Raw genomic sequence first — 13,227 nt, 5'->3', positions numbered from 1 at the left:
GTTAATTATTTCATTTAACCGGGATATATGAAAATAAAGCCATTATTATTTCCACAAAAATAAAAAAGCCCGGAAATTTCCGAGCTTTTACAGGACAACTAATTCTTATTTGACTGTTCCAATATGGTCTATTGGAGAAATTCGGAACTTCACTTCCCCGATCACCGCTTCTTCCAGAATAAAACCGATCATGCGGGAATCCACACTGTTCAAACGATTGTCGCCTAATACGAAATAGCATTCACCGGGAACGGTAAATTCACCAAAATCAGTGGTCAGCTGAGGATAACCATTCGCTTCAGCCCATTGCCGGTTCTCTTCAAGATATGGTTCATCTATCGGCTCGCCATTTAAGTACAGCTGGTCGTCTTTCATTTCCACCCGGTCTCCCGGAATTCCGATTACCCGTTTGATGTAATTTTTCTGATCCGGTGCCACAAATACAATCATATCAAAATTATCGATGCTGCTGATTTTGCTCAAAATCACTTTGTCGTCTTCTTCAAATGTGGGCATCATCGATTGTCCATGCACCGCTACCGGTTCAAACAAAAATTGGCGGGACAGCAGAACAATGGCGGCCGTCAAAATGATGATTTTCATCCAGGCAATCAGATCGTTTATCGCATCTTCGTTCATGGCCATCCCTCTCTTACTTTTTTCTCTTTTTATCATACTATAGCATCCTTCTGCATGCACTTTGCCTTTTGCTATTCCCCTATTGTCTTGCTACAATTGTGTAAATATTATAAAAAAGGAGAAAAAAATCATGAGAACCTTGCCGACAAAAGATGTCATTTATAGTTTTTCATCGCTGAATCCCCCTGTTATGCATGCCAAACCGGGAGAGACGATTGTCATTGAAACTTACGATTGCTTTAAGAACCAAATCCAATCAGCAGACCAGGAAGTGGCGGCAATCGACTGGAACGAAATCAATCCGGCCACCGGACCGATTTTCATTGAAGGAGCAGACATTGGAGATCTGTTGAAAGTGACAATCGATGACCTGGAGATCGGAAATCAGGGTGTCATGGTAACGGGACCGGAACTCGGAGTGATGGGACACCGCATGGAAGCAATGGAATCAAAAATCATTCCAATCCAGGACGGCAAAGCCATATTCAGCGACAACCTGCATTTGCCGCTGAACCCGATGATCGGCGTAATCGGCGTTGCTCCTGAAGGCAAGCCGGTATCCTGCGGCACTCCGGGGCCGCACGGGGGCAATATGGATACCAAACTGATCACTAAAGGCGCGACGCTCTACTTTCCGGTTTTTGCAGAAGGTGCGCTGTTTGCCTTAGGCGATTTCCACGCCGCCATGGGCGACGGCGAAGTCAGTGTGTCGGGAATTGAAGTGCCGGGACGCGCTACTGTCACCTTCGATGTGATCAAAGGAACGCATTCCAAATTTCCGATTCTGCAGAACGCGGACGGCTTCGCCATCCTTGTCTCAGCCATGACGCTTGATGAAGCGGTCAAAATTGCTGTTGAAGAAACCATTGATTTTCTGCTGCCCCATACCGATATGACCGTGAGTGAAATGACGATGCTGATGAGTGCTGCAGGCGAAGCCCAAATTAGCCAAGTTGTCGATCCACTCGTCACAGTGCGCTTTTTTGTGCCGCAACATGTACTCGACTCTCTCGGCATTCAACTATTCAACTGAGGAGGCCCATTATGTTTAAAGGACAAAAAGTTCGCTTGACCGCTATGCGGACCGAAGATTTGCAGGATTACCGGGAGTGGAATGGCCAAGCAAGCTTCGCCCGCAACTACAATTCCAGTCCCATCCGTGAGTTGTCCGAGAAACAGGCTACCGACTGGTTCAACGAACATTCGGACCGGGACTTCCGTTTTTCCATTCGTCCGCTTGGCCTTGACACCTTTATGGGCGTCTGTGCCATTGAGGATATCGAGTGGACGCACCGGGTCGGCTGGCTGTCCATCGCTCTAGGACCTGAATTCCAAGGGCACGGCTACGGCATCGACGCCATGCAGTTAATGATGTATTATGCTTGGAATGAATTAAATCTTCACCGGCTCCAGCTTACGGTATTTGAGTACAACCAGCCGGCAATTGCCATGTATGAAAAGCTGGGCTTTCAAAAAGAAGGCGTTTTCCGGGAGTTTTTGCAGCGCGACGGCAAACGGCATGATATGTATTTATATGGAAAATTAGCGTCAGAATCGTCCGACTTTTGAGCGAAACGCCATTCTGTGTTACACTCAAGAAAAAATGTAGGTGATTAGAATGGTAGGAAGAAACGATCCGTGCCCATGCGGCAGCGGCAAGAAATACAAAAAATGTCACGGAAAAGAACAATCCGTGTCCATTAATGATCTAGTGAACGATGAACTTTTTAAAGTTCGCCAGCAATTCTTTTCAGAAAATCCAAATCAGGCTCAACTGCCGGCTTTTCGTGAGCTTCAGCAGGCATGGCAGCCCCGTTTAATGGAATCGATGGCAGAAAACGATGCGCAAGCATTCGTCATCGAAAACTTCTTATTTATGCAAAAACCGGAGCTTTGGCAGGAGTTTTTAGTGAAGCACATTGACCTTGCTCAACGCCCGACTACTAAAGAAGTCCTTGAAAACTGGAAAAATGTCCGGGTATTCCTTGGACAATACATCAAAGGTGATGAAGCAGCTGCTCAGTTTAAAGATGCTTTCACTGGAGACGTTTATAAAATGACAGACCAGCCGCCGACCGATATGCAGGACGGACAAGGATTATTGGCTATTTTGCTTCCGGATGCACGCATCGGTGAAGATGGTGCCTTGTTCTTGAACGGCTATCTGACGGTTGTCGGGGAATTCAATCCATTCTTCGAGCAGCTAAAAGCCAAAATGGCATCTGCCAATGCAACAGATGGCACTCAATATGTACACGAGCATTACCTCGAAGTGGTTGAAAGCATCGTTAAATATTCAACCGGCACAGTAGACGAAAGCATTGAGCTTTCGCCTGAGCACGAATCCGTGATGGCCGAACTTCGCAAGCATATTGACCAAGCAGACTTTGACGCAGAAACTGTCGACAACGTCACGAGCATCTTAAACAGTTACCTGGTGAGCCAGCAGCCGACTGTCCAAAAACCGGAAGCTCTTGTTGCCGGTTACTGGAGATTCCTGCAGGATCACGAACTGATTAAAGGGCCAATGCTTGCGCCAAAAGATTTAAGCGAAAAATTCAACGTTTCTTCAAGCACAATTTTGAAACGTTCAAAAGAATTCGGTTCTTATTTCGAAGAACTGCTAGCAAAAAATTAAAGCATAAAAAAAGCAGCCGCGAAGGCTGCTTTTTTATGCTCTTTTTGAAATTATTCCCCTTCTCTTCTCCGGAACCGGATCAATATATAAACCAGTATCCCGGTCACAGCCAGAAACAGATAAAGCCGCCAAAAAGAGATGCCCAGCCAATTGGCTGCTGCAAAACCGATGCCGTAATTTAAAAGGGTCAAAATCAACAAAATTATGCCCGCTGCAAAGAAAAACAAAGCCACTCCTTTTGAAAAGGTCTCCATTCTCTCATCTCCTCAAGCGGTTCGGAAAACAGCTTATCAACAGATGTTTTCTGAAAATAGCCACTTTAATAACGATTTATGCACAAAATCAAAAAGTTATCCTTTTTTTCTGTGGACTAATGGCGATAAAGGCATTTATTCACATGTGGATAACTTTTTTTACCGTTTTTTATCCACAGCTTTAAAATTACTTTTCTTAATTCGTCCGCGGTGTTTTCGCACGCATTTTTCGGTGTTCTCTCCGGGCAGGCGCCGTATTGAAAAACAGTTTTTCGCCTTCAGATTCCGGAATGACCGGCGGCACCGGTGTGGGTTTTCCGTCATCGCCCATTGCAACCATCGTCAGAAATGATTCGGTCGTCAGTTTTTCTTCGCCCGTCTGCAAATTCTGGGATTTGACACGGACATACACTTCCATTGAAGTGCGTCCCGTCGATGTTACATTGGCTTCAAGTTCCAGTACATCTCCCACATGGGCAGATGACAAAAAGTCGACAGAGTCAATCGAAGCCGTAACGACAACTTGACGGCGCGAGTGCTTCATCGCTGTAATGCCGGCGATTTCATCAATATAGGCAAGGACCTTTCCCCCAAAAATCGAATTCATATGGTTTGTATCCGGCGGCAGCACCAATTTCGTCTGGATCGTCCGGGATTCTTTCATCATTCTACCTTCCATTTATAACACTCCTTCTTCTTAATGCTACCTCGCAAAAACGAAATCAGCAAGTTCTCTGGCTATGGTATATTAACCTTAAGGGGGAAAACAAAATGACTGAATTTCTGCATATTTTAAACACACCTGAATTCCAATCGAAAGACACATTAAAACAACAGCTTCATGAATTGGGCATTAAAGCCGGCGATTCCCTGATGGTCCATTCTTCGTTAAAATCAATGGGCTGGATAGCCGGAGGCGCACAAGCGGTAGTAGAAGCCTTATTGGAAACTGTTACGCGCGAAGGAACCCTTGTCATGCCTTCCCAATCCGCAGACAATTCCGACCCGGTTTACTGGATGAATCCGCCAATCCCGGAAAACTGGCATCAGTCATTCCGTGACTATGCACCGGCTTACGATCCGCATTTAAGCGAACTCCGGGGAATGGGAAAAATCGCAGAATGTTTCCACCGCCATCCCGAAACCATCCGCAGTCCCCATCCTGCCCATTCATTTATCGCTAACGGCAAACAGGCTACGTACTGGATGAGCGAACAACCGATTGACGATTCCTTTGGCAAGAGATCGCCCCTTGCCAAAATGATGGAAAGCGATGTAAAAATCCTGTTCATCGGCACCGGTTTTGATTCGTGCACCGCACTGCATTATGCAGAATTTGTCCAGGAAACACGGACCACCTCTCCGCAAGGCGCTGCAGTGAAAGTCAATGGCCAGCGCGTCTGGCAGACCTTTGACTGCGTTGATATGGATTCCGACCGGTTCCCGGAACTAGTAAAAGACTACAGGGGAGAAATTGCGGCCGGGACGCTCGGGCAGGCAGAAGTAAAACTCGTGAAAATGCGGCCTCTGGTCGAATTCGGCATCGAATGGCTGCAAAAACATCCGGCTCCAATTGAAAAATAACATGAACAAAAGCCGGCCCTCAGGGACCGGCTTTTGTTAAGAAAGGATTTCATCCAATAATTTTTCTAGTCTTTCATTATTAGCATTAAATGAGTCCACAAAAGCATTGATGATTTCAGCAGGCTCAGGAATCCTTTCCCACTCCAACTGGTAGCCGGCATTCAAAGACAATTGCCGGGCAAATTCACGCACCGTGCGCCCGTTTCCTTCACGGAAAGGATGCAGGGCATTCAATTCCGCCAAAAAATAAGCGAGCCGCGGAATAAATTTCTCTCGGGGCAAATCCTTCAGATAATTCTCTTTCGCCAATTCTTCAAAGATCTTGTACAGCTCCGGTTCAATAAACTTTGGATGGGCGAACGAAGAAGATCCTTTCGAGATCATCTCTTGCCGAAGTTCACCGGCAAATGGATAAACATCCTGCAGAATGCTGCGGTGAATATCCAAAAATGCTTCCCGATCAAGCGGATCAACAGGCTTATTGATCTTCAATTCAGAAAGACGGAAAAGCGTATACACCGTTTCCAGCTCTTTCAACTTTTCCTCATCCATCAAGTTAAACTTATTGATCAACACATCCGAATCGGGATAACAATACATGGAAGAGTGCAGGTACTTAGACATTGAACTTCGTCTTAATGGCCCGGTGGAATTGTGCTTCCGTCTGTTCACCAGTCAAGACCGACCGAACAAAATTCTGATCCTCATTTGTCACGTTAAACCCTTCAGTGGTAAGCGAATGTGACGCATAGGAAATCGCATGGTTGGCTTGTTCACGGGAAACCCGGTTCACTAATTTCGTCAAAATCATGACCACCTTTCATTCTCCCATTATAGCATTTTCGGACCCGAATTTCCATTATGAACCCCGTATTAGAGCGGTTTTCAGGCTTAAAATCTCTATAAAAAAATAAGAAAGAGCGGATGCAGAAAACAAGAAAAACCGGATGCTTTTGCATCCGGTTCTTCTTATTTTTGCTGCTGCAATTCTTTTGTTTCTTCCGATGTGAATGCACGCGATCTCGTTAAAAACCGCTTGCCTTCCACCCCTTCAAGTGAGAACATGCCGCCCCGCCCTTCAACGACGTCAATGATGAGCTGGGTATGGCTCCAGTAGTCAAATTGGTTTTTGTGCATATAAAATTTGCTGCCGCCGATTTCTCCAAGCAGCACATCTTGATCACCCAAAAACAAATCGCCTTCCGGATAGCACATAGGAGAGCTGCCATCACAGCAGCCGCCTGATTGATGGAACATGACCGGTCCATGCTTTTGTTTCAGCAGTTCAATCAGTTCGAGCGCCTCGTCCGTTGCGGTTACGCGTTCGACCATTTGCAACCCTTCTTTCTGGTAAAGAAAAACTTGGTTTTGCTGAAATGCCATAAGGATTTTGAGCAATCCCAATGAGGCAATTACGCCGTCAGGATTTGATCAAAAGAATCCTTGTTTGTTATCGCTGTAGCTGACCAGCATGTTTTTCGTTTGCTGGTAGTGGTCAAGCATCATTTTGTGGTTTTCACGGCCAATGCCGGACATTTTGTATCCGCCGAATGCCGCATGCGCTGGATACTGGTGGTAGCAGTTTGTCCATACACGGCCAGCCTGGATGCCGCGGCCGAAGCGGTAAGCGGTATTCGTGTCGCGTGTCCAGATCCCTGCACCCAGTCCGTATAGCGTATCATTTGCGAGTTCAAGCGCTTCTTCTTTCGTTTTAAACGTCGTCACCGATACAACTGGCCCGAAGATTTCCTCTTGGAAGATGCGCATTTTGTTGTCGCCTTTGAAAACAGTCGGCTTGATGTAATAGCCTTCCGCCAAGTCGCCTTCTAAAATATTGCGGTCGCCGCCGATCAATACTTCAGCGCCTTCCTGCTTGCCGATATCCAGGTACGACATGATTTTCTCCATCTGTTCCTGGGAAGCCTGAGCACCCATCATTGTTTCAGGGTCAAGCGGATTGCCGATTTTGATAGCAGCTACCCGTTTCAATGCACGCTCCATGAATTCTTCATAAATGTCTTCCTGGATCAATACACGTGAAGGGCAGGTGCACACTTCCCCTTGGTTTAAAGCGAACATGACAAATCCTTCAATCGCTTTATCAAGGAAGGCATCATCCTCGTCCATAATATCTTTAAAGAAGATGTTCGGCGATTTGCCGCCAAGCTCTAGTGTTACCGGAATCAGGTTCTGGGAAGCGTATTGCATGATCATACGGCCCGTTGTCGTTTCACCTGTAAAGGCAATTTTGCTGATGCGCGGGCTCGAAGCAAGCGGTTTTCCGGCTTCAAGGCCGAAACCGTTGACGATATTCAATACACCCGGCGGCAATAGGTCGCCGACCAATTCAGCCCACACCAAAATGCTGGCTGGCGTCTGCTCAGCCGGTTTTAGCACGACGCAGTTGCCGGCAGCTAAAGCTGGAGCGAGTTTCCAAGTAGCCATTAAAAGCGGGAAGTTCCAAGGAATGATCTGTCCCACAACTCCAAGCGGTTCATGGAAATGGTAGGCTACTGTATCTTCATCGATTTGGCTGATTGAGCCTTCCTGTGCACGGACAACGCCGGCGAAATAACGGAAGTGGTCAATTGCCAAAGGCAAATCCGCATTTAAAGTTTCACGGACCGCTTTCCCGTTATCCCAAGTTTCCGCAACAGCCAGCATCTCCAGGTTCTGTTCCATACGGTCTGCAATTTTAAGCAGGATATTTGAACGTTCCGTAGTGGAAGTGGTGCCCCATGCCGTTTTGGCTGCATGTGCTGCATCCAGCGCCGCTTCTACATCTTCTGCTGTAGAACGGGCGATTTCTGTGAATTTCTTGCCGTTTACCGGAGAAACATTATCAAAGTATTGGCCTTTGGCAGGAGCCCGCCATTCGCCATTTATATAGTTTTCATATCTTTCTTTAAATCTGCTTTTTGCGCCTTCCGTGTTCGGTGCTGAATACAATACCATTCTGTTTCCTCCCCTATCTTTTTTTGCCTCAATGTATCCGCTTACATTCCGTAGAACAAAAGATGCAGAGCATTGAGACGGCTTCTCTTCTATATTGTCAAATTTATCGGAAAATTGCAACCTTTTATTTGGAAACTGCTTTCCTTCCTGTTCTGCCGTTTTGTTTAAGGGTTCGTAAGGGTATAATAAAGACAAGGAAAAGAAATATGTATTCGAAGGGATTTTTTTATGAGAATTAATAAGTTTTTAAGTGAAACAGGAATTACTTCAAGACGCGGAGCGGATAAATTCATTGAAGACGGACGCGTGACGATCAATGGCCAACCCGCTGAACTGGGCAGCAAAGTCCAGCCGGGCGATGAAGTACGCGTCGACGGCAAAGTCATTGAACAGCCGGACCAGGAATATGTCTACATCGCACTCAATAAACCCGTTGGCATCACCAGCACGACAGAACGCCACATCAAAGGGAATATCGTCGATTTCGTCAACCACCCATTGCGGATTTTCCATGTCGGCCGCCTCGACAAAGATTCTGAAGGGCTTATTTTATTGACCAATGACGGTGATATTGTAAATGAAATCCTGCGGGCAGAAAACGAACATGAAAAAGAGTATATCGTCCGAGTGGATATGCCGGTAACCGAGTCATTTCTGAAAAAAATGGCGGAAGGCGTGGAAATTCTGGATACGAAAACCTTGCCCGCAAAAACAGAGAAATTATCCAAATACACGTTCCGCATCGTTCTGCAGCAAGGGCTGAACCGGCAAATCCGCCGGATGTGCAGCGCGCTCGGCTATGAGGTCCGTGATTTAAAGCGGATCAGAATCATGAATATCCATCTGGGCGACTTGCCTGTCGGCGAATGGCGGGATTTAACCGATAAAGAGCGCAAGGATTTATTTAAAGCGTTGGACTATAAACCGAAACGATAGGAGAATCCCGGATGCTTACAATGACAAATACTCCGAACCATGCAGGCGTTAAAATCAGCGGCGATTACTTTGATCTGGATGAGTTGAACCAGGCGATTTATCACGTAATCGGCGATGAGAATAAATACTACGACTATGCCGGCTCACGTATGCGGATTCTTGGAATTTCCTACGAAATTCGCCATGCCGCCCAGGGAGACCGCAATGTGGAATCCGTTTTTAATGGATTGCATGACCATACCAAAAAACAGCATAGTTTTATTGCGCCCGATAAAAATATTTATTTCTCTGCTGAAGTGCTTTGGCCGGAAATTCTATATGCAGCCATTGCGTTGAAAGACTTCGTCCGGATGCACCGCGAAGATGCGAAGTTCCCGGACTGGGACAGCCACTTGCACGTCATTGGCCGCTTTCAATCATTGGTGCTGGACTGTCTGCACGGACAGGTTCCGGAAGAAGAATACCAGGCAATCTTAAAAGCATTCCAGCAAGCGGCTCCGGTAGAAGAATACGCCATTCAGTATATCGATTTCTTAAATTTGAAATTTATCGGCATGCCGAAAAAACAGCGCGAAAAGAGCCTTGCTGCTGTGGCCCTGAAGATTGCCATGCAAGACAACGACTATCTGGCATTCCGCAGTCAGGTGCTGGAAGCTGCGAACCCTAATAAAGTACCCATTCATGAAATCAGGCTTCAGGCGGAATATCCGGAAGAAATTGAATGGTAAAGTCTAAAAGGCCGGCCATAAGTCTATTATTCGACTTATAGGCCAGCCTTTTGCTTTTAACTAAAATTCAATTGTTTCTATCGATACGCCTTAACGGAGTTTGCCTTCATCATTTTAAGCCAATTCTTTTTTCAGCGTTTGGTTTGAATAATCATCAAATCACTTGCCTCTACCGCAGTCAGGCTGTGCTTTTCAAGTGGTGCCATATATAGGACGTTCTGCGGAGACACTTCCACAGCTTCTCCTTCAACCGTAAAATTCACTTTCCCGCTTTTCGCAATGATGACAACATCTGCATCCACTGCGTGCTCCGGGATTGTCTCCCCTGTTTGCAGCTGGATATTAATGATCTTCATTTTTTCTACGTTGAGTACAGGCTGGATCTTTTTCGTTTTATCGTTCAAGTGATAAGGAGTAGCAATTAACTCCATTTCCCCATCCCCTTTCTTTTGTTCTTTAACTATACCCGCAGTGGGCATTCAAAACCTACCGTCCACCTGATTCTTTAAGTTCTAAAGGCTTCTCATTTCGGTTTCCGGCATTTCCGTTTAGCAGACACCTGCCAAAGGGTATATTTCTTATAAGAAAATTTATAAATATGGTCGGGGGTTGACTGATATGGTGAAACGATTTATTCCATTTATACTCATTTTAAGCTTGGCAGCTTGCGGCGGAGAAAATGCAGAGCTTACAGAGGAAGGACAGACAGAAGTCAGTGCTCCGGAAGGTGAATTGGACCCAACCGCTCCAGAAGATGTCGATGAAGCGGAACCTACTACATTTACCGCGTTAACAGGCGGAGAGGTAGCTGAAGGGGAAGCTGTCATTTTAGCCGGGACTGCGGAAGAATTGACCGATGACGGTGCTTTCCCCGCGTTTATCTTAACGGACGGAGAACAGCAGGTGTTTGTCCGCAATATGGCTGAAACTCCTGTCGAAGCCGGTGATGCAGTGACCGTTCACGGAATTTACGACGGGATCGCAGAAGAAGATATGCCGTTTATTTCAGCTTCTGTAATTGAAGTGGATTAAGCCCCTGCTTCTAATAAAGGGTGTGGTAATACTATTGCTTCTGTTTCTGTTTCTGCATCGCTAGCTTCGAAACATAAAAGAGCGTTGCAAAAGAGTTGTCCCAAATTACTTTTGGGACAACTCCTTTTTCATGGAAAAAGGAATCCGGTGCCGGCACCGGATTCCTTTAGGCTAAATCGCTTGTTCATCTTACTGAACCAATTGGATAAATTGGCGCGTCCGCTCGTTTTTCGGGTTTTCAAAAAAGGTTTTGGGATCGGCCGATTCAATGATGACGCCTTTGTCGAGCATAATAATGCGGTCGGCCACTTCTTTGGCGAACTTCATTTCATGCGTGACGACAACCATCGTCATTCCTTCTTCCGCCAGCTGCTTCATTACTTGCAGAACTTCCCCGACCAATTCCGGGTCGAGTGCCGATGTCGGCTCGTCAAACAACAGTACTTTCGGCTGCATCGCCAACGCACGGGCAATTGCCACACGCTGTTTTTGGCCGCCTGAAAGCTTGCTCGGATAAACGTTTGCTTTTTCTGCTAGCCCTACTTTTTCAAGCAGTTCCATGCCGAGCTGTTTTGCTTTTTCTTTGTCCATCTTCTTTACAGTGACAGGTGCTTCAATCACGTTCTCCAAGGCTGTTTTATGCGGGAAAAGATTGAAATGCTGGAATACCATTCCCACATCGGCGCGAACATCCGCCAGCTTGTCTTTTTTCGGATTGATGACCTTGCCGTCAATCGTAATTTGCCCGCTGTTCATTTCTTCTAAAAAGTTGAAACAGCGCAGGAGCGTACTTTTGCCCGATCCACTGACACCGACAAGAACAACCACTTCCTGCGGTTTCACATGCAAATCGATGCCTTTTAGCACTTCCAAATCCCCGAAGGACTTATGGATGTTTTCTCCAATAATCATGATGTGTCCTCCTTTACGCTTTGTCTACATCCAGTCTGTTTTCATACCATCTGACGATGTACGTGAAAATCATAACCAGCACTAAGTAATAGAATCCGACCACAATAAATGTCTCAAATTGCTTAAATGAACTCGCCGCTGAACGGTTGGCAACGGAAAACAGCTCTGCTACCCCGATCATCCAAACAAGAGACGAGTCTTTCAGCGTGATGATAAACTGGTTGCCAAGCGGCGGGATGGAGCGGCGCAGCGCTTGTGGAAAAACGATTCTCCGCATAGCCTGGTTGTTTGTCATGCCAAGTGCCCGACTGGCTTCGGTTTGTCCATAGTCAATCCCTTGGATGGCGCCGCGGAATATTTCGGCAATATAAGCCCCGTTATGCACCCCAAGCGCAATGGCCCCTGCCCAGAAATTGTCCAAAACAATGATTTGGGTAATCCCGAAATACAGGAACATAATCTGAACCAACAATGGAGTTCCCCGAATGATGGTGATGTAAAGATTGGCGATGCCTTGCAGGATTTTGGATTTCGATATTTTCATCAATGCAAAGACCAAGCCCAGCACTGTACCAAGTACAATCGAAATCGCCGTTAATTCAAGCGTAATGATTACGGCTTCCAAAAATCCCGGATAAGTCGTTTTAAAAATGTCAAATATCGTCTGAATAGTCTCCATGCCTATTTCCCCTCTCTCAGTTTAGCGCAGAACTTCAATTCCTTCTGTTTCCACTTCGAGAAGGTTCGTGCCGAACCATTTTTCAGAGATTTCCGCGTATGTTCCATTCTCGATGATGGCATCCAATGCTTTGTTGACTTCTTCTAATAGCGCTGTGTCTTCCGGACGCACGGCAATTGCCGCTTCTTCAATCCATAGGTTTTCGCCGATATCCTTGATTTTCAATCCGGCTTTCTGCGCTTCAAATCCGACAACGTCAGCCGTGATGACCGCATCTACACGTCCTGGCTCCAATTCCTGCAAAGCGACAACGTCACTGTTGTAATACTCGATGTCATCTGTAAATTCTTTAGCAGCTGGTTCATAGGTCGTTTGGGCAACAATTCCGATTTTTTTGCCTTCAAGGTCTGAAGGCTCTTTGATTTCTGTATTGTCTTCAGCAACCCAGATTTTGCCCCCTGACAAGTAGTAAGGGTCTGAGAACGCTACTGTCTTTGCACGTTCATCTGTAATGGCCATAGATCCGAGAACGGCATCATACTTCTTGCCGATCAACCCTTGAATGATCGTTTCAAACGGATTTGTTACCGGGTTATGCTCCAATCCCATTTCTTCTGCCAATGCAGCACCGATTTCGATATCAAAACCTGTCTGCTTTCCGCCTTCTTCATAATTGAATGGTTTATAAAGTCCACTGGCTGCAGTAGTGAATTTTCCTTCTTCCAATAAGCCCAGTTCATTGCCTCCGCCTTCAGTGCTTGATCCTTCCGAACCGGATGAGTCTTCTGATCCTCCGCAAGCTGCCAATAACAATCCTGCTGAAAAAATTACACTTAAAAATGATAATTTCTTTTTCATCTTATTCTCCCC

Annotated in this window: 18 protein-coding genes; 7 read left to right on the top strand and 11 right to left on the bottom strand. The window is 46.1% G+C overall.

All coding sequences use genetic code 11. From position 1 onward, the window contains the following. Nucleotides 1-105: 105 nt before the first annotated feature. Nucleotides 106-645: a signal peptidase I gene (gene lepB, locus HU147_RS02355; RefSeq protein ID WP_440137280.1), complete on the bottom strand. Its 540-nt coding sequence runs from the start codon at nucleotides 643-645 to the stop codon at nucleotides 106-108. Nucleotides 646-769: 124 nt separating this feature from the next. Here lepB and HU147_RS02350 point away from each other — a divergent pair, with 124 nt between their 5' ends. From HU147_RS02350 to HU147_RS02340, 3 genes are read left to right on the top strand one after another with little or no spacing between them, the layout of a single operon-like run. After that, nucleotides 770-1,672: an acetamidase/formamidase family protein gene (locus tag HU147_RS02350; RefSeq protein ID WP_224074703.1), complete on the top strand. Its 903-nt coding sequence runs from the start codon at nucleotides 770-772 to the stop codon at nucleotides 1,670-1,672. A gap of 11 nt (nucleotides 1,673-1,683) precedes the next feature. Then, on the top strand, nucleotides 1,684-2,208 hold the full coding sequence (locus HU147_RS02345; protein WP_224074702.1) for a GNAT family N-acetyltransferase: 525 nt from the start codon (nucleotides 1,684-1,686) through the stop codon (nucleotides 2,206-2,208). A gap of 49 nt (nucleotides 2,209-2,257) precedes the next feature. After that, complete coding sequence (locus HU147_RS02340; RefSeq protein ID WP_053165072.1) at nucleotides 2,258-3,277, top strand: SEC-C metal-binding domain-containing protein; 1,020 nt, start codon at nucleotides 2,258-2,260, stop codon at nucleotides 3,275-3,277. Nucleotides 3,278-3,327: 50 nt separating this feature from the next. Here HU147_RS02340 and HU147_RS02335 read toward each other — a convergent pair whose 3' ends face one another. Then, complete coding sequence (locus tag HU147_RS02335; RefSeq protein WP_224074701.1) at nucleotides 3,328-3,531, bottom strand: hypothetical protein; 204 nt, start codon at nucleotides 3,529-3,531, stop codon at nucleotides 3,328-3,330. Between the two features lie 196 nt (nucleotides 3,532-3,727). Next, nucleotides 3,728-4,210: an acyl-CoA thioesterase gene (locus HU147_RS02330; protein WP_224074700.1), complete on the bottom strand. Its 483-nt coding sequence runs from the start codon at nucleotides 4,208-4,210 to the stop codon at nucleotides 3,728-3,730. Between the two features lie 92 nt (nucleotides 4,211-4,302). On the opposite strand from HU147_RS02330, the gene HU147_RS02325 reads away from it, so the two are divergent. Beyond that, entirely contained in the window at nucleotides 4,303-5,115 is an 813-nt protein-coding gene (locus HU147_RS02325; RefSeq protein ID WP_224074699.1) for an aminoglycoside N(3)-acetyltransferase, read from the top strand. 36 nt (nucleotides 5,116-5,151) lie between these two features. On the opposite strand, the gene HU147_RS02320 is transcribed toward HU147_RS02325, so the two are convergent. From HU147_RS02320 to adh, 4 genes are all read right to left on the bottom strand, one after another. Continuing rightward, the gene (locus HU147_RS02320) at nucleotides 5,152-5,739 is read right to left on the bottom strand and encodes a Fic/DOC family protein (RefSeq protein WP_224074698.1); all 588 of its coding nucleotides are present in this window, start codon (nucleotides 5,737-5,739) and stop codon (nucleotides 5,152-5,154) included. Beyond that, complete coding sequence (locus HU147_RS02315) at nucleotides 5,732-5,926, bottom strand: hypothetical protein (protein ID WP_224074868.1); 195 nt, start codon at nucleotides 5,924-5,926, stop codon at nucleotides 5,732-5,734. Before HU147_RS02315 ends, HU147_RS02320 begins: the two co-directional genes overlap by 8 nt. A gap of 158 nt (nucleotides 5,927-6,084) precedes the next feature. Continuing rightward, the gene (locus HU147_RS02310; RefSeq protein WP_224074697.1) at nucleotides 6,085-6,447 is read right to left on the bottom strand and encodes a DUF779 domain-containing protein; all 363 of its coding nucleotides are present in this window, start codon (nucleotides 6,445-6,447) and stop codon (nucleotides 6,085-6,087) included. Between the two features lie 99 nt (nucleotides 6,448-6,546). Then, entirely contained in the window at nucleotides 6,547-8,070 is a 1,524-nt protein-coding gene (adh, locus tag HU147_RS02305; protein WP_224074696.1) for an aldehyde dehydrogenase, read from the bottom strand. Nucleotides 8,071-8,298: 228 nt separating this feature from the next. On the opposite strand from adh, the gene rluF reads away from it, so the two are divergent. Together rluF and HU147_RS02295 are read left to right on the top strand one after the other, a co-directional pair. Continuing rightward, nucleotides 8,299-9,006: a 23S rRNA pseudouridine(2604) synthase RluF gene (gene rluF / locus HU147_RS02300; RefSeq protein WP_224074695.1), complete on the top strand. Its 708-nt coding sequence runs from the start codon at nucleotides 8,299-8,301 to the stop codon at nucleotides 9,004-9,006. Nucleotides 9,007-9,017: 11 nt separating this feature from the next. Continuing rightward, the gene (locus HU147_RS02295) at nucleotides 9,018-9,734 is read left to right on the top strand and encodes a DUF6904 family protein (RefSeq protein ID WP_224074694.1); all 717 of its coding nucleotides are present in this window, start codon (nucleotides 9,018-9,020) and stop codon (nucleotides 9,732-9,734) included. 131 nt (nucleotides 9,735-9,865) lie between these two features. Here the strand turns inward: HU147_RS02295 and HU147_RS02290 are convergent, their stop codons facing one another. Further along, the gene (locus tag HU147_RS02290; protein WP_224074693.1) at nucleotides 9,866-10,165 is read right to left on the bottom strand and encodes a cupin domain-containing protein; all 300 of its coding nucleotides are present in this window, start codon (nucleotides 10,163-10,165) and stop codon (nucleotides 9,866-9,868) included. Between the two features lie 187 nt (nucleotides 10,166-10,352). Here HU147_RS02290 and HU147_RS02285 point away from each other — a divergent pair, with 187 nt between their 5' ends. Continuing rightward, entirely contained in the window at nucleotides 10,353-10,766 is a 414-nt protein-coding gene (locus tag HU147_RS02285; RefSeq protein WP_224074692.1) for a hypothetical protein, read from the top strand. A 189-nt stretch (nucleotides 10,767-10,955) separates the two neighbouring features. On the opposite strand, the gene HU147_RS02280 is transcribed toward HU147_RS02285, so the two are convergent. From HU147_RS02280 to HU147_RS02270, 3 genes are read right to left on the bottom strand one after another with little or no spacing between them, the layout of a single operon-like run. After that, the gene (locus HU147_RS02280; protein WP_224074691.1) at nucleotides 10,956-11,678 is read right to left on the bottom strand and encodes an amino acid ABC transporter ATP-binding protein; all 723 of its coding nucleotides are present in this window, start codon (nucleotides 11,676-11,678) and stop codon (nucleotides 10,956-10,958) included. 13 nt (nucleotides 11,679-11,691) lie between these two features. Then, nucleotides 11,692-12,357 (bottom strand): amino acid ABC transporter permease, encoded by a 666-nt coding sequence (locus tag HU147_RS02275; RefSeq protein ID WP_036805157.1) that lies wholly within the window; start codon nucleotides 12,355-12,357, stop codon nucleotides 11,692-11,694. Nucleotides 12,358-12,378: 21 nt separating this feature from the next. Then, on the bottom strand, nucleotides 12,379-13,215 hold the full coding sequence (locus HU147_RS02270; protein ID WP_224074690.1) for a transporter substrate-binding domain-containing protein: 837 nt from the start codon (nucleotides 13,213-13,215) through the stop codon (nucleotides 12,379-12,381). Between the last annotated feature and the right edge of the window lie 12 nt (nucleotides 13,216-13,227).

The sequence above is a fragment of the Planococcus chinensis genome (assembly GCF_020071995.1).
GTDB classification, from domain to species: domain Bacteria; phylum Bacillota; class Bacilli; order Bacillales_A; family Planococcaceae; genus Planococcus; species Planococcus chinensis_A.
The sequence above is the reverse complement of the archived record's forward strand: the minus strand, read 5'-3'. Positions and strand labels throughout refer to the sequence as shown.

Bases quoted from the DNA above. Each gene is read 5' to 3' on its own strand.
- lepB (WP_440137280.1), bottom strand. From the start codon at position 645: ATGGCCATGAACGAAGATGCGATAAACGATCTGATTGCCTGGATGAAA.
- HU147_RS02350 (WP_224074703.1), top strand. From the start codon at position 770: ATGAGAACCTTGCCGACAAAAGATGTCATTTATAGTTTTTCATCGCTG.
- HU147_RS02345 (WP_224074702.1), top strand. From the start codon at position 1,684: ATGTTTAAAGGACAAAAAGTTCGCTTGACCGCTATGCGGACCGAAGAT.
- HU147_RS02340 (WP_053165072.1), top strand. From the start codon at position 2,258: ATGGTAGGAAGAAACGATCCGTGCCCATGCGGCAGCGGCAAGAAATAC.
- HU147_RS02335 (WP_224074701.1), bottom strand. From the start codon at position 3,531: ATGGAGACCTTTTCAAAAGGAGTGGCTTTGTTTTTCTTTGCAGCGGGC.
- HU147_RS02330 (WP_224074700.1), bottom strand. From the start codon at position 4,210: ATGGAAGGTAGAATGATGAAAGAATCCCGGACGATCCAGACGAAATTG.
- HU147_RS02325 (WP_224074699.1), top strand. From the start codon at position 4,303: ATGACTGAATTTCTGCATATTTTAAACACACCTGAATTCCAATCGAAA.
- HU147_RS02320 (WP_224074698.1), bottom strand. From the start codon at position 5,739: ATGTCTAAGTACCTGCACTCTTCCATGTATTGTTATCCCGATTCGGAT.
- HU147_RS02315 (WP_224074868.1), bottom strand. From the start codon at position 5,926: ATGATTTTGACGAAATTAGTGAACCGGGTTTCCCGTGAACAAGCCAAC.
- HU147_RS02310 (WP_224074697.1), bottom strand. From the start codon at position 6,447: ATGGTCGAACGCGTAACCGCAACGGACGAGGCGCTCGAACTGATTGAA.
- adh (WP_224074696.1), bottom strand. From the start codon at position 8,070: ATGGTATTGTATTCAGCACCGAACACGGAAGGCGCAAAAAGCAGATTT.
- rluF (WP_224074695.1), top strand. From the start codon at position 8,299: ATGAGAATTAATAAGTTTTTAAGTGAAACAGGAATTACTTCAAGACGC.
- HU147_RS02295 (WP_224074694.1), top strand. From the start codon at position 9,018: ATGCTTACAATGACAAATACTCCGAACCATGCAGGCGTTAAAATCAGC.
- HU147_RS02290 (WP_224074693.1), bottom strand. From the start codon at position 10,165: ATGGAGTTAATTGCTACTCCTTATCACTTGAACGATAAAACGAAAAAG.
- HU147_RS02285 (WP_224074692.1), top strand. From the start codon at position 10,353: ATGGTGAAACGATTTATTCCATTTATACTCATTTTAAGCTTGGCAGCT.
- HU147_RS02280 (WP_224074691.1), bottom strand. From the start codon at position 11,678: ATGATTATTGGAGAAAACATCCATAAGTCCTTCGGGGATTTGGAAGTG.
- HU147_RS02275 (WP_036805157.1), bottom strand. From the start codon at position 12,357: ATGGAGACTATTCAGACGATATTTGACATTTTTAAAACGACTTATCCG.
- HU147_RS02270 (WP_224074690.1), bottom strand. From the start codon at position 13,215: ATGAAAAAGAAATTATCATTTTTAAGTGTAATTTTTTCAGCAGGATTG.